Origin of the sequence: Ignavigranum ruoffiae, assembly GCF_023195815.2 — a bacterium.
Taxonomy (GTDB): Bacteria; Bacillota; Bacilli; order Lactobacillales; family Aerococcaceae; genus Ignavigranum; species Ignavigranum ruoffiae.
On record NZ_CP096206.2, the window covers coordinates 111,782 to 126,254 of the forward strand.

General features: G+C 39.7%; 13 protein-coding genes. 12 read left to right on the forward strand and 1 reads right to left on the reverse strand.

What is annotated here, in order from left to right:
• The first annotated feature begins 66 nt into the window (after positions 1-66).
• Positions 67-630 (forward strand): ribosome hibernation-promoting factor, HPF/YfiA family, encoded by a 564-nt coding sequence (hpf, locus tag M0R79_RS00545; RefSeq protein WP_092571709.1) that lies wholly within the window; start codon positions 67-69, stop codon positions 628-630.
• Between the two features lie 81 nt (positions 631-711).
• Here hpf and M0R79_RS00550 read toward each other — a convergent pair whose 3' ends face one another.
• Complete coding sequence (locus M0R79_RS00550; protein ID WP_248416857.1) at positions 712-1,476, reverse strand: inositol monophosphatase family protein; 765 nt, start codon at positions 1,474-1,476, stop codon at positions 712-714.
• A gap of 247 nt (positions 1,477-1,723) precedes the next feature.
• Here M0R79_RS00550 and secA point away from each other — a divergent pair, with 247 nt between their 5' ends.
• The 11 genes from secA (at position 1,724) to M0R79_RS00605 (ending at position 14,225) form a co-directional block, all read left to right on the forward strand.
• Positions 1,724-4,123, forward strand: a complete 2,400-nt coding sequence (gene secA, locus M0R79_RS00555) for a preprotein translocase subunit SecA (protein WP_248416856.1) — start codon at positions 1,724-1,726, stop codon at positions 4,121-4,123.
• Between the two features lie 71 nt (positions 4,124-4,194).
• Positions 4,195-5,314 (forward strand): peptide chain release factor 2 gene (gene prfB / locus M0R79_RS00560; protein ID WP_248416855.1). Its coding sequence is split into 2 segments (ribosomal slippage): positions 4,195-4,266 and positions 4,268-5,314, totalling 1,119 coding nucleotides; the frame shifts between segments, so codons are not numbered across the junction.
• A 48-nt stretch (positions 5,315-5,362) separates the two neighbouring features.
• Positions 5,363-6,049: a cell division ATP-binding protein FtsE gene (ftsE, locus tag M0R79_RS00565; protein WP_248416854.1), complete on the forward strand. Its 687-nt coding sequence runs from the start codon at positions 5,363-5,365 to the stop codon at positions 6,047-6,049.
• Complete coding sequence (ftsX, locus tag M0R79_RS00570) at positions 6,036-6,926, forward strand: permease-like cell division protein FtsX (RefSeq protein WP_248416853.1); 891 nt, start codon at positions 6,036-6,038, stop codon at positions 6,924-6,926. The genes ftsE and ftsX overlap by 14 nt, the downstream gene beginning before the upstream one ends.
• A gap of 155 nt (positions 6,927-7,081) precedes the next feature.
• Positions 7,082-7,882: a response regulator transcription factor gene (locus M0R79_RS00575; protein ID WP_248416852.1), complete on the forward strand. Its 801-nt coding sequence runs from the start codon at positions 7,082-7,084 to the stop codon at positions 7,880-7,882.
• Between the two features lie 74 nt (positions 7,883-7,956).
• Positions 7,957-9,627, forward strand: coding sequence for a two-component system histidine kinase PnpS (gene pnpS, locus M0R79_RS00580; RefSeq protein ID WP_259560671.1), 1,671 nt, complete (start codon positions 7,957-7,959; stop codon positions 9,625-9,627).
• A 128-nt stretch (positions 9,628-9,755) separates the two neighbouring features.
• Positions 9,756-10,643, forward strand: coding sequence for a phosphate ABC transporter permease subunit PstC (pstC, locus tag M0R79_RS00585; RefSeq protein WP_092571693.1), 888 nt, complete (start codon positions 9,756-9,758; stop codon positions 10,641-10,643).
• Complete coding sequence (pstA, locus tag M0R79_RS00590) at positions 10,643-11,458, forward strand: phosphate ABC transporter permease PstA (protein ID WP_092571691.1); 816 nt, start codon at positions 10,643-10,645, stop codon at positions 11,456-11,458. Before pstC ends, pstA begins: the two co-directional genes overlap by 1 nt.
• 2 nt (positions 11,459-11,460) lie before the next feature.
• On the forward strand, positions 11,461-12,222 hold the full coding sequence (gene pstB / locus M0R79_RS00595) for a phosphate ABC transporter ATP-binding protein PstB (RefSeq protein WP_092571689.1): 762 nt from the start codon (positions 11,461-11,463) through the stop codon (positions 12,220-12,222).
• A 63-nt stretch (positions 12,223-12,285) separates the two neighbouring features.
• Positions 12,286-12,945: a phosphate signaling complex protein PhoU gene (gene phoU, locus M0R79_RS00600; protein WP_248416850.1), complete on the forward strand. Its 660-nt coding sequence runs from the start codon at positions 12,286-12,288 to the stop codon at positions 12,943-12,945.
• A gap of 266 nt (positions 12,946-13,211) precedes the next feature.
• Positions 13,212-14,225: a substrate-binding domain-containing protein gene (locus M0R79_RS00605; protein WP_248416849.1), complete on the forward strand. Its 1,014-nt coding sequence runs from the start codon at positions 13,212-13,214 to the stop codon at positions 14,223-14,225.
• Positions 14,226-14,473 lie beyond the last annotated feature (248 nt).

Genomic DNA, 14,473 nt, shown 5'->3' on the forward strand with positions numbered 1-14,473 from the left:
AAACTTTAAATGACGGACAGACGATCGTCTGAAGTCATTTAAATAAATCGGAAGAGAGGGATTCGTATGTTTAACTATAATGTGCGCGGTGAAAATATTGAGGTCACTCAAGCGATTCGAGAATATGCTGAAAAGAAAGTAGCAAAACTTGATAAATTCTTTTCAGATACCCCTGATGCGACAGCCTATGTGAATCTCAAAGTTTATCCAGATAAGACTGCGAAAGCGGAAGTAACTATTCCATTATCTTTCCTAGTGCTCCGTGCTGAAGAAACAACGGATGATTTATATAAGAGTATCGACTTCGTGGTTGATAAATTAGAAAGACAAGTAAGAAAATACAAAACTAAAATTAATCGTAAATCCAGAGAACGTGGATTTGATGGCATTGCTGATCTTCCGGCCGATGAGTCAGATCATAAAGCTGAAAAGCATGCCGAACCTGAACTTGAAATCGTACGTTCTAAACGGATTAGTCTAAAACCGATGGATAGTGAAGAAGCAGTCCTTCAGATGAACATGCTAGGCCATGACTTCTTTATTTATACCGATGCGGAAACCAATGAAACCAATATTGTATATCGTCGCAATGATGGACGTTATGGTTTAATCGAAACAGCAACTCTATAATTTAAAGTTTTATTGAATATAATAACCACCCGTGAATTTGCCTAAGAAGCTTGATTCGCGGGTGGTTTTTGAATGTGCGAGTTAGTTAAACAATTCTTGATAGACTTCTGGTCGGCCTAGGAAGAAATCACTGTAGCCTGATAAATCTAATCTTTCACCAGACCAGGCGCATAACTTAAGGTCTAGCTCTTGGGCCATTAAGATAAAAGGAGCATAATCCCATGGACCCCCTTTAGGGTTAACAAAGGCAGCAAATTTACCTTCTAAGACTCGGGCACCATCCAGACCGCTACAACCAAGATAACGTAAATCGAAAGCTCCTTGATCAATCTTGTGAAGCAGTGAAGAGTCATCAGTTCTCAAACGGTCAATTGAGACAAAGCTTTCTTCAATCGAACAAAGCTGAGGTTTTGCTAAGGTTCGGTCATTGTGGAAAACACCCTGCCCTTTAATGGCATAGTAGAGATGATTGTTATAAATATCATAGATGTAAGAAAGCTGAGGCTCTTGCTTGATAAAGAAAGCAAGCATGACACAATAGTCTTGGCGCATTTTTACGAAATTGGCGGTGCCGTCAATGGGATCAATCACCCAGAGGAAGGGGCTGTCGTTTGCCTCAAAGCTGGCATAGCTTTCTTCGCCAAGGATTTGATGGTCGGGGAAGTTATTTTGAATGAAATCTTTGAAATCAGCTTCTATTGTTTTATCTACCGTTGTAACCAAGTCTTTGTCGTTAGATTTAGTATCGATTGAGAATTGATTGAAATTTAATATTTTTTCTCGGCTATGAGACAACCATTCAAGAATTTTTGAATGAATTTGATTCAGATTTAATTGGGAATTCATCGGCTCATCCTTTCTGCATCTATTTTATCGTTTCTCATCAGAAAATGCATATCTTAATTTCTCGGTGACGACGATTCAATCTTTATTTTTTGAATGAGGGGAACAAGAAGACCACACTAGGACCGTAAATAAGAACAAATATGCTTTTATTTGCTTGCCGTCCATGATAAACTGTATGAGTGATACTTTGCATATTATATTATAAGTGATATATGTATCTGTAAAGATAATTAAAAGGGGTATAATAATGGCCAATTTTTTGAAGAATTTAATAGAAAATGATAAAGCCGAACTCCGAAGAACCGGAAAAATGGCTGATCGGATTATGGCAATGGAAGAACGTTATCGCGATATGACTGATGAGCAATTGCGTGAACAAACGGTTCTCTTTCGTCAACGTCTAGCCAAAGGTGAAACTTTAGAGGATATTCTTGAAGAAGCGTTCGCCGTGGTACGGGAAGCTGCTCGGCGTGTTCTCGGCTTGTTCCCTTATAAGGTCCAAATTCAAGGTGGAATTGTCCTACATGGTGGGAACATTGCTGAAATGAAGACTGGGGAAGGTAAGACCCTGACCGAAACCATGCCAGTTTATTTAAATGCTTTGGCGGGTAAAGGGGTTCATGTGGTTACCGTCAATGATTATTTGGCGACTCGGGACTCTCAAGAGATGGGTGAGGTTTATCGCTTCCTTGGCTTGACGGTAGGTTTGAATTTAAATAGTATGAATTCGTCGCAAAAACGGGAAGCCTACAATTGTGATATTACTTACTCAACCAATAACGAACTCGGTTTCGATTATTTGCGGGATAACATGGTGGTATATAAGGAACAAATGGTTCAACGTCCCCTTTATTTTGCTGTCGTCGATGAGGTTGACTCCATTCTGATTGATGAAGCACGGACACCTTTAATTATTTCTGGTCAAGCAGGTAAATCTACTGCTTTATATAATCGTGCCGATTACTTTGTTAAAGGGTTACGTGAAGAAGAGGACTATACCATCGATTTGACTTCTAAATCGATTGCCTTAACCGATGTCGGTGTCGACAAGGCTGAATCTGTCTTTCGCCTAGATAACCTTTATGATGTCGACAATACTGCTCTGGTTCACCATATTGATCAATCTTTACGGGCCAATTATATCATGTTGAAAGATATTGATTATGTGGTGGATGAAGGGCAAGTTAAGATTGTTGACTCCTTTACCGGACGGATTATGGAAGGTCGACGCTATTCTGATGGATTGCACCAAGCAATCGAAGCTAAAGAAAATGTTCAAATTGAGAACGAATCTAAGACCATGGCGACGATTACTTTCCAAAATTATTTCCGTATGTATGAGAAACTTTCAGGAATGACCGGGACGGCTAAGACTGAAGAGGAAGAATTCCGTGAAATTTATAATATGAATGTTGTGCAAGTTCCGACCAACCGTCCAGTTATTCGCGATGACCAAGCAGATTTGTTATATCCAAACCTGCGTTCTAAATTCAACGCCGTTGTTGAAGAAATTAAAGAACGTCATGACAAAGGTCAACCAATCTTAGTCGGAACGGTTGCCGTTGAAACCTCTGAATATCTATCTAAGCTCTTAACCCGCGCAGGGATTCCTCACGAAGTCTTAAATGCCAAGAACCACTTCAAGGAAGCTGAAATTGTCATGCAGGCTGGTCAAAAAGGTGCAGTCACGATTGCGACCAATATGGCTGGTCGGGGTACCGATATCAAGTTAGGTAGCGGTGTTAAAGAAGTGGGCGGCCTGTGTGTGATTGGGACTGAACGTCACGAATCACGTCGGATTGATGATCAATTACGGGGACGTTCTGGTCGCCAAGGTGACCCAGGCGCTTCACAATTCTACTTGTCTTTAGAAGACGACTTAATGCGCCGTTTTGGTTCAGATCGAATCAAAGCAATCTGGGAGAAATTGAATGCTGATGATGACGAAGCCAATGATATGGCGATTCAAAGTAAAATGCTCAGTCGTCAAGTTGAATCTGCTCAGAAGCGAGTTGAAGGGAATAACTATGACACTCGTAAGAACGTATTGGAGTACGATGAGGTCATGCGTGAGCAACGGGAAGTAATCTATAAGCAACGCCTTGATGTTATTAATGCAGAAGAAAGTTTAACCCCTTACGTGAAGGCAATGATGCATCGAACGATTGAAAGACAAGTAGCCTTGGCAATCGATGAAGATAAACGCACTGCCAATTTAGAAGAGATTATCAATTTTGCTCATGCAAATCTGATGAGTGAAGATGATATTTCCGTAGAAGATTTGGCCAATAAATCAGAGAAGGAAATGATTTCTTATATTTATGGTTTGACTGAAAAGTTATACGATGAGAAGTTGAGTCAACTTTATGGGCCAGAACAAGTCTTAGAATTTGAGAAAGTGATTATTCTTAAGGTGGTCGACTCTAAGTGGACCGATCATATTGATGCCATGGATCACTTACGCCAAGGTGTGGGACTTCGAGCTTATGCTCAGACCAATCCCTTAACCGAATATCAAACCGAAGGCTACGAACGGTTCGAAGAAATGATCTCAGCGATTGAATTCGATGTGACCCGCTTTGTCATGAAGGCTCAAGTTCGTCAGAATGTTGAACGGGAACAAGTTGCTGGGCCAAGTCGCGCATAGAATGAATTACTGAACGAATAACCTGGAAATCTTAAGAGGTTATTCGTTCATCTTTATTAAGGAGTAAATCGATGGAACTATATGAAATGAAACAAATACTAGAGAATCATCAAGATAAATTTAATAATTTAAGGGGGTCTCTTTGACCTCGAAGCCCTAGAAGAAGAAATTGCTAATTATGATTATCAGATGGCCCAAGCCGATTTCTGGCAGGATGCTGAACAAGCACAAGCGACGATGAAGCAAGCCAATGAAGTCAAAGGAACCTATCAGCAACTTCAAGATCTACAAAATCACCTGGAGGAATTATCTTTGGCCATTGATTTATTGGAAACCAGTCAGGATGAAGAACTGATGAAAGAAGCGGAGCAGCTCTGTCAGAACTTAGTAAAGGCCATGGAATCCTATGAATTATCCTTGCTACTATCCCAACCCCACGACCGTTTGAATGCTATCTTAGAGATTCATCCAGGCGCTGGTGGAACAGAATCCCAAGATTGGGGCAGCATCTTATTACGAATGTATCAACGTTGGGCGGAGAAGAAGGATTATTCTGTCGAAGTGCTAGATTATCAAGATGGTGACGAAGCGGGGATTAAGAGTGTAACCCTTGCGATTCGTGGCTTGAATGCCTATGGTTACCTTAAATCTGAAAAGGGCATTCACCGGTTAGTGCGGATTTCGCCGTTTGATTCTAATAGTCGCCGCCACACCTCTTTCGCCTCGGTCGAGGTGATGCCGGAATTGGATGAAAGTATTGAAGTTGAAATTAATCCAGATGATTTGCGGGTAGACACCTACCGAGCCAGTGGAGCCGGAGGTCAGCATATTAATAAAACTTCCTCAGCTGTCCGTATTACCCATATACCGACCGGAATTGTAACCCAAAGTCAATCTCAACGTTCTCAATTCCAGAACCGGGATACAGCCATGCAACTCTTAAAAGCAAAATTGTACCAGAAACAAGTTGAAGAACAAGAAGCTAAGCTGCGAGAAATTCGCGGAGAACAGAAAGAAATAGGTTGGGGCTCACAAATTCGTTCCTATGTTTTCCATCCTTATTCGATGGTTAAAGACCACCGGACCGACTATGAGGTTGGTAACAGCCAGGCCGTGATTGATGGCGACTTGGATCCTTTTATGGATGCCTATCTTCGTTGGTCAGTTCACACCGATCAACAGGAATCTTAGGGAGTTTATTAAAACCATTGAATTAGATTTAGGAAATGAGGTGTCATCATGATTCAAATGACAAATGTTAGTAAGCAATATGATAATGGAATTATTGCCGTCAATAATGTTACATTAAGGATTGAACAAGGAGAATTTGTCTATCTGATTGGTCCCAGTGGTTCAGGGAAATCGACTTTTATGAAATTATTAAATCGGGAAGAAGTCATTAGCTCAGGTCAATTAACGGTAGGCAAATATCATATGGATCGGTTAAAGGCGAAGGATCTTCCTTATCTGCGCCGTTATGTTAGTGTGATTTTTCAAGATTTCAAATTGTTACCGCGACTTACCGTTGCTGAGAATGTAGCTTATGCCCTTGAAGTGACGGGTAAAAGCCGGAAAGAAATCACAAGTCGGGTAAATGAGGTGCTGGAATTGGTTGGACTCCGTCACAAAGTTCAACAATATCCGGATGAATTATCAGGTGGGGAGCAACAACGGGTGGCGATTGCTCGGGCAATTGCCAATCGACCAAGCATCCTAGTGGCTGATGAACCGACGGGAAATTTGGACCCAGAGAATGCCAAAGACATCTTCCTTTTGTTAGAGCAGATTAATCGAAATGGAACGACAGTCATCATGGGGACCCATAATGAGCAATTAGTCAATACCTTTAAACACCGAGTGATTCGAATCAATCAAGGCAAGATTATTCGCGATCAATTTAAGGGGGAATACCATGAGAATGATTAGAGATTTTTGGCGTCATATCCGTAATGGCTTTCGAAATCTGTTTCGAAACGGTTGGATGACCACGGCCACTATCTTGACCATGGTTTTGACCTTATTTATGGTCGGATCTTTACTGATTTTTATGGATAATGTTGATAATGTGATCCAAGATATCGAGCAAGGAGTTAAAATCCGGGTTCATATCGATATTGCTGCGACTAAAGAAGAAGAGACCAAGCTTAAGGAAGAAATTCTAGCCATTGACCATGTTGACAAGGTAACTTATCGAACAAAAGATGAGGAACTCGCCGATGTGGTTGAGAACTATGGGTCCGAGTTCGAGTTATTCGAAGGTGACGCCAATCCTTTCTATAATGTATTTGTGGTCGACGTAGATAATACGGATTATTTGGACCAAGTTACGCAGGAAATTAGCAAGCTAGCCAATGCTACTGAAGTCAAATATGGCGCCATCGATACCCAGAATCTTTTAAAGACAATCGAGATCATCCGGATTGTCTTGGCCCTCTTAGCAGCGATTTTGGTGGTTGTGGCTATCAGCTTAGTGTCGAATACGATTAAGATGACGATCAACGCTCGCCAAACTGAAATTCAAATCATGCGCTTGGTCGGCGCCAAGAATTCTTACATCCGTTCACCGTTTGCTTATGAAGGTATGTTTATTGGGTTGATTGGGGGAATTTTGGCCTCTTCAATTCTTTACGCTGCCTATGAAGGTTTGCAACGGGCTTCGGTTGAAATTATTGGGGTACGTATTATTCGTTTCTCTCCAAGTTGGCCCTTGCTAGTCTATGTTGGTGCGGTTCTTGTCCTTTCTGGTATGATTTTCGGAGTTGTCGGAGCTCGACGTTCCATCCGCCAATATTTAAAACAATAGATAATTAGACGAAGAAGCCTTGCTTAGCGAAAGGAATTCTTCGTCTTTTTAAATGGGGAGATCATTAATTAAGTAAAATTATGATTAAGACAGATGCTATTTTAGAGTAACTTTGATAAGATAAAGAATGAGCGAAAAGTTTTGGGGGTAAAGGAATGAAAGAGATTCTAATCGTTGACGACGAGGAGAATATCCTGACGTTGTTGGAATATAATCTGAATCAGGCCGGCTATCGGGTCGACAAAGCGACTGATGGCGAAGAAGCCTACCGCATTATTAAAGAAAAAAACTATGATTTTATTATTTTAGATATTATGTTGCCCGGGATGGATGGCATTGATGTCTGCCGTCGTGTTCGTAAAGAAGGGATTAGTACACCCATTCTTATGTTGACGGCTAAAACCGACGAATACGATAAGATTATTGGTCTAGAACTGGGTGCGGATGACTATATGACCAAGCCATTTAGCCCTCGTGAAGTGGTAGCGCGGATTAAGGCGATCTTTCGCCGAACTGAAACTCAGCAGCAGATTCACCAGGAAAAACAAACTGAATTAAATAAGTCGGGTAATTTTCTCTGGAGTGATTTAGACTTCACTTTGATGAATGACCAATCGGTTCAAGTCTTAAAGAACGAGGACGATTCCAAAACCATTCGTATTGGGAAAATCGAAATTAATACCAATCATTATGAAGTCTTGGTCGATAACAAGTCCATTGATATTACGCCAAAGGAATTCGACTTATTAGTTTATATGGCTCTACGCAAGGGACGGGTGCTAAGCCGTGAACAATTATTGAATAGCGTTTGGGACTTTGACTACGAAGGTGAGACTCGGATAGTGGATGTTCATATTAGCCATTTGCGTGAGAAAATTGAGACCGATTCTAAAAGGCCTGAATATATTAAGACCGTACGTGGATTTGGTTATAAATTTGAGGTACCTGAAGAATGATTTATCAGCATTCAGAAAATAAAAGATTACGGATAAAACAGCTTATATTACTATTTTTACCTTTTATAGTTTTAGTGGCTGTTTTTTTAAATTTTCAAATTAACCGCTTAATTAGTCAAGTTATGGTTACCCAAAGTAACGCGTTCTCCAGTTTTATTCAAGAGATTGATATAGATACACTTGATCAACATGATATTAAAGAAATTCAATCCCTCTATACTTCAGGGACTAAATTAGCCTTGATCCGACCCAGCCCGCGTCTAAAGATTTATTGGCAGAATTTTGAGCAGACAGATGAGTTGGATGCGATTATTCAGAATTTAAGGGTTTCAAGTGAGACCTCTGAATATGGTAAGAGTGCCTCGGGATATTGGATTGCCAATCAAATCAAACAGGGATCGGGAAATTATTGGTTTGTTGAACATTACCCCAAGGCTTTGTTTGATGATTTACGGGTTGGAACGGCCTCGGTCTGGTTAGGGATCATTATTTTGTTTCTCTTCTTGCTTTATTTAGCCTATCGTATCATTCTGGTTTATATTGCTAAGCCCATTAGGGTAATTGACGAGGGCTTGCAACGTGTCTTGGAAGATGATTTTACTTTTGAATATTATGGAACCCAATTTAAAGATGTGGACCATCTTGGCCGCACGGTGACTAGTTTGAAAGATAAGTTGGTGGAGAGTCGGAAGGATTTGGTCTCCAGTGAACAGCGTCTTTCAATATTATTAGACCATCTGAACTTAGGTGTGGTCTTAATTAGCCCTGATCACCGGATTGAACTGTTTAATCCAGAAGCGCAGAATCTACTGCAATTTGATCAGTCAACCATCGGTCGAACTTATGAAACAACGATTCAAAGTTATGTTTTGGTAGATATGATCTCGCGGGTCATTGAAGAATCCAAAGGTTTAAATGATGAAATTGAAATTTTCCTGCCGAAACAGAAATATATCGATGTCAATATCATTCCCTTCGATGATCTGAATCAATTTCAAAAGACGGGCCAGTCGGTTCTGGTCTTGCTATATGATATTTCTAAAATTATTAAATTAGAGACCATTCGGAGTGAATTTGTGGCGAATGCGTCGCACGAATTACGCACTCCGGTGACGGCGATCAAAGGATTTGCTGAAACGCTGCAGGATGGGGCCTTAAAACAACCTGAAATGGCAGAGAAATTTGTTAAGATTATTGCCAATGAGAGTGTGCGTTTGGAAAAACTAATCCATGATATTTTAGAATTATCACGGGTTGAGAAAAGGTCCGAGCCACTTCATCATGAAGCCTTTGATGTGATTCAGTCAGTAGAAGATATTATTGAATTCTTGAGTGTTAAGGCGAAGGTGAGAAACATTCAGATTCATACTTATTACGGCCAACCACAAATTATCATGCATTCCGATTCAGGCCGGATTAAACAAATTTTGATCAATCTTCTGGATAATGCGATTACTTATTCGGGTCTGGGTAAAGAGATTGAAATTCGAGTCTACCAAGATATGAGTCATGTTTATTTCTCTATAAAGGATAATGGGGTTGGCATTCCTTATGAAGATCAAAAAAGAATTTTTGAACGTTTTTATCGAGTAGATAAAGGGCGAAGTCGAAATTCTGGCGGTACCGGTCTAGGTTTATCAATCGTTAAGAATTTAGTCAATTTGCTTGAAGGAAGTATAGAATTAGCCAGTGAACCAGATCAAGGGACTGAGTTTTCGCTGACTTTACCGCTGGATAGTAAATAGAAGAGCAATTATTCATGATAATCTTTACATAATCTTTACAATATAAAGGCTCTTTTAGGAGTACAATGGTGGTAGTTATTTAGTTGCAATGGTCAGGAATATTTTATTATGTGTTAAGGAGAATGTTTATGCAACGAAATTTTAGTGAGACATTCATGAAATATGTCTTCATGGTTTGTGCGCTATTATCGATTGTTTCGATAATCCTCATCTTTTATTTCATTTTTAAGGGAGGTCTTCCTTTTATCTTGGAAGAAGGGGTAGGCAACTTCGTCTTGGGAACCTCTTGGAAACCAACCGCTTCGAATCCTCAGTTTGGAATCTTTCCGATGATTATGGGTTCGATCTTGGTCACCTTTGGGGCGATCATTATTGGGGTACCGATTGGTGTATTAACAGCTATTTTCCTCGCTTTCTTCTGTCCTAAGTTTTTATATCGTTGGTTGAAACCAGCCATCAACTTGATGGCAGCTATTCCATCCATCGTTTATGGTTTCTTTGGTCTATTAATATTGGTTCCTTGGTCTCGCGATTTGATGCAGACACTGCATCTTACTGAACGAGGCAATACAGGGATGAACGTCTTTACAGCTTCACTTTTATTGGGAATTATGATCCTACCAACCATTATTGGTTTATCTGAAGCTAGTTTGAATGCTGTACCAAAGTCATTCTATGATGCGAGTATTGGTCTGGGAGCTACTCACGAACGTTCAGTCATGAATGTCGTTGTACCAGCAGCTACTTCTGGAATTTTCTCTTCAATTATTCTAGGGATTGGTCGAGCGATTGGTGAAACGATGGCGGTTATTTTGGTAGCAGGGAACCAAGCGATGATTCCTCAAGCTCTTAACCACGGAACTCGGACCTTGACGACAAATATCGTTTTGGAAATGGCTTATGCGGCTGGTAGACATAGAGAGTCCTTAATTGCGACTTCAGTTGTCCTTTTTGTCTTTATCCTGATTATTAACTCAGTCTTTATGGTTGTGAAGTCGAAAGGAGATAAGTATTAATGAGTGCTAAGATTATTAAAGGTCTAGTCTGGATTGCAGCTATTTTTACCATCTCCATGCTCTTATTCTTGGTTGGTTTTATCTTTTGGAACGGGATTCCATCCTTAAAACCTGAATTATTTGCTTGGCATTATACCACTTCCAACGTGTCGATGATGCCAGCGATTATTTCAACCATCATTATCATTCTCCTATCTTTATTAATTGCCGCACCTGTGGGTGTATTTACCTCTTTCTATTTAGTGGAATATGCAGACCGTGACAGCAAACTTCTACCTATTATTCGCTTGGCTACGGATACCCTAGCAGCTGTTCCTTCTATCGTGTATGGTTTGTTCGGGATGCTTCTTTTTGTTATTGAATTGAAATGGGGCTATTCTCACTTAGCAGGGATTTTTACGATTACAATCATGATTTTACCGATTATTATTTCCTCTACGGAAGAAGCCTTGCGCTCAGTGGATGACTCTCTACGAATGGCCAGCTTGGGCTTGGGTGCTGGGAAACTTAGAACCATTTTTACGGTGGTATTACCCGTAGCTATGCCCGGCATCCTGTCAGGAATTATCTTAGCTATCGGTCGGATTGTTGGTGAATCTGCCGCCTTACTCTTTACCTTAGGTTCTGCCACCAACATGTTCAAAGGCTTTATGGGTTCAGGTCGTACTTTGGCCGTGCACATGTATGTCTTGAGTTCGGAAGGTTTCCACGTTAAGGAAGCTTATGCGACGGCAACGGTATTAATCTTTATCGTCTTGTTAATTAATAGTCTGTCTACGTTACTTAGTCGTAAATTATCAAGTGGAGGAAAATAAATATGACCAATAAAATTAAATTTCAAATTAAAGATTTAGATTTCTATTATTCAGACTTCCATGCTTTAAAGAATATTAATATGGATATTGAAGAACACTTGGTAACAGCCTTTATCGGCCCATCTGGTTGTGGGAAATCTACCTTCTTGAAGACTTTGAATCGGATGCAAGACTTGGTTTCCGGAGCCCGGGTTGATGGCTTAATCACCCTTGATGGTCAAGATATTTATAGTAAGGGTTATGATGTGAATATCTTACGCAAACGCGTTGGGATGGTCTTCCAACATCCAAACCCATTCCCTAAATCGATTTATGACAACATTGCCTATGGACCTCGGACTCACGGTATCAAAGATAAATCTCAATTAGATCATATTGTCGAAGAAAGTCTAAAAGGCGCCGCTATCTGGGATGAAGTCAAAGATAAATTAGACCAAAATGCGACTTCTGTTTCTGGGGGACAACAGCAACGGATTTGTATTGCTCGGGCCATTGCCAATGATCCAGAAGTGCTTTTAATGGACGAACCTACTTCAGCTTTAGACCCAATTTCTACCAATAAAATTGAAGACTTGGTTCATGAATTGAAAGAGAAATATACCGTCGTGATTGTAACACATAATATGCAACAAGCGGCTCGGATTTCTGATAAGACTGCCTTCTTCTTAACAGGTGAAGTGATCGAATTTAATGATACTGAAACAGTATTTAGCCATCCTGTCGACCAACGGACCAATGACTATGTTTCTGGACGCTTCGGTTAATTTCTAATATAATATTTAATTAAGTATATTTCTCGCTAGATTTTTTAAAAGGAGGCACCATAAATGAGAGAACAGTTTGATAACCAATTAAATGAATTCTACGATAAACTGGTACATTTAGGTAACATAGCTAATGAAGCGTTTCATAAATCCATTCAATCATACAATACCCTAGACAAAGTCTTAGCTGAGGAAGTTATAGATAACGACGTGAATATCAACAATCTGTCTCTAGAAATTGAAGCTGAAGCCTACCGTTTGATTGCCCTTCAAGCTCCGGTAACCGATGATTTGCGCAAAATCTTTACCATTCTGTTAGCCAGCAATGATCTTGAAAGAATTGCTGACCATGCGGCGGCCATTGCTAAATCAGTCAAGCGAGCTAAGGGAGAAGACCCTGGTGAAGAAGAAATGCGTGAAACCTTGAATCAAATGGCTGAACTGGCTCAAGGGATGCTCGCTGATATTCTCCAAGCCTTTATGAATAAGTCTGACGAAGGCGTTACTGAAATTGCTAAGCGCGATGACGAAGTAGATGCACTCTTAAAACAATTATTCCATCAAGCAGCTAAAGGTATGCGGAATAATCCGGACGTGGTTAATTATGGGATTGGCTATTTAAATATAGGTAAATCGATTGAAAGAATCGGCGATTACACTACTAATATTTGCGAACGCATCCTTTACTTAACAACGGGCAAGATGCATGAACTAAATGATTAACAACTAAAATTATTATAATGATAGAACCACAAACTTCGATTAGTGGAGTTTGTGGTTTTTTTAATGTTTTCCATTTAGGAAAAATGACAAAGAAAATCATGAGAATGAGATTAAAAACCAGCATAGCTATACATAATCTTTACCTAATCTTTACATTAAATTTACATTCGGGTGTTATAATAGACGTGTCTGATAGTGAAAGCCTATCAAACAAGAGATTAGAATTGTCGCAATGTTTAAAGATCATTTATAAAAGGAGAATTTTAATGAAAAAAACATTACCTTTATTGTCTGTGTTCGGTTTAGCAGCATCTATTGTAGCTCCTGTTTTTGCTCAAGAAGGAACTATTAACGTAGTATCTCGTGAAGATGGTTCAGGAACTCGTTCAGCTTTCGTTGAAATCGTTGGTGTTGTGAATGAAAATGACGACGACATGACAGTAGAAACTGCGGCTATCCAAAACGGAACTAACGGTGTAATGCAAACCGTTGCTCAAGATGCTCAAGCAATTGGTTACATCTCTTTAGGTTCTTTAGATGACTCTGTAAAAGCTGTTAAAGTTGACGGCGTTGAACCAAGTGCTGACACTATCAAAGCTGGTGAATATCCAATCGCTCGTCCATTTAATGTAGCTTGGTCTAAAGATTCTGAAATGACTGAAGTAACAAAAGACTTCTTATCATTCATTCATTCTGCTGACGGACAAACAATTGTTGAAGAAGAAGGATACATCCAAGTAACTCCTAAGGCTGCTGAAGGTGAAGAATCAGCTGCAGAAGAAACTAAGGCTGAAGAAACTGAAGCAGAATCAGCTGCAGAAGAATCTAAAGCAGAAGAAACCGAAGCAGAATCAGCTGCAGAAGAAACTAAAGCAGAAGAAACCGAAGCAGAAAGTGAAGCTGCTGCAGAACTACCTGCTTATGAAGCTAAAGAAGGTTTAGAAGGAACAATCGAAGTTGTTGGTTCTACTTCTGTATCTCCTGTAATGGAAAAATTAGCTGAAAAATACATGGAATTAAACTCTGGCGTAACCATCAACGTTACTTCTAACGGTTCTTCTGCTGGTATGACAGCTGCTCAAGATGGAACTGCTGACTTAGGTATGGCTTCACGTGAACTTAAAGATGAAGAAAAAGAAAAATTAGATTTCGATGCAATCGCTATGGATGGTATCGCTGTTATCGTTAACAAAGAATCTAAAGTTGAAGACCTTTCAATGGAAAACATCAAGAAAATCTATCTTGGTGAAATCACTACTTGGGAAGATGCTGTTAAATAATTAAAGTTTGAATGTTTTCTCCAAAACCCTTGCTCAGGCGAGGGTTTTTTATTTTGGCCTAATTTAATATAATTCTGTAATTGAAAAATTAAATCATTCATGCTTTTTCAAAGAATATCGGTCTTTTGGTTGTAAGCTCCCAGATGAGATGAAGAAAGAAAATTTTATCCAATATACATACGAACATATGTTTCGCTGAAATCATGGATTATGGTATAATGGGGCAGTAACGAATAATTATAGGAGAA